Annotated in this window: 1 protein-coding gene; it reads left to right on the top strand. The window is 56.3% G+C overall.

Annotation, left to right across the window (positions count from 1 at the left end; genetic code table 11):
- Nucleotides 1–344, top strand: a 344-nt coding sequence (locus BKX98_RS17310) for a hypothetical protein (protein ID WP_233125415.1), incomplete at its 5' end; no start/stop codon positions are given.
- Nucleotides 345–709: the final 365 nt, after the last annotated feature.

Below are 709 nucleotides of genomic sequence, written 5' to 3' on the forward strand. Positions count from 1 at the left end.
CTCCACCGATACCGGAGGCGTACACAGTGAAGTTCCTGGACAAAGTAACCATCGTTGTAGGTGGCGGACGTGATGACCGGGGCAACCCGCTCCCAGAGTTTCGTTACGGCCCATACCGGGCAACTATGTCCCCGGTGAAGTCTTCGGAATCGCTCGCAACTACCGGCAACGTGCTCACCTCGTTTTATCGGTTGCTGATCGATAAGAGGGCTGCTGAGCACTTAACCAGTACCGGCTCAGTTGAATGGCGAGGCCGACGCTGGTCAGTAGCCGGCGCAGTGGAAGAGCAGATCATCCCCGGAGGAAGACTGCACCACCTCGCAGCCACCGTGCAAGCAATATAGAAAAAGCCCCTCAGATCGGATTTCAAATCCAACCTGAGGGGCTTTTTTGGTTAAGCGGATGCAGCCTCTGCCAATAGTTCAGAGGGCTTCACGCCTCGCGCATCAGCTACACGGCCCAAATCCTGCACCGTCTTAATGCCGTAATCCTGGAGGAGGCGGTCACACATTGCCTGGGCTTCTGGAGAAGTGTTCATATCGAGTTTGCCGGCTCTCTATCTGTGCCACCAGCGACGCTTCTTAGGCTGCTCAGTGGCTTCTAATGGTTGCTCAGTCAGTCTCTCAGGTGCTGGCTCAGTGGGCAAGACCTTGGCAGGCTCAGGAACGCTCACAGGGCTATCCACGGGCTTAGCTTCGATCATGCGCAT

Origin of the sequence: Glutamicibacter sp. 0426, from assembly GCF_001906485.1 — a bacterium.
Classification (GTDB): domain Bacteria; phylum Actinomycetota; class Actinomycetes; order Actinomycetales; family Micrococcaceae; genus Glutamicibacter; species Glutamicibacter nicotianae.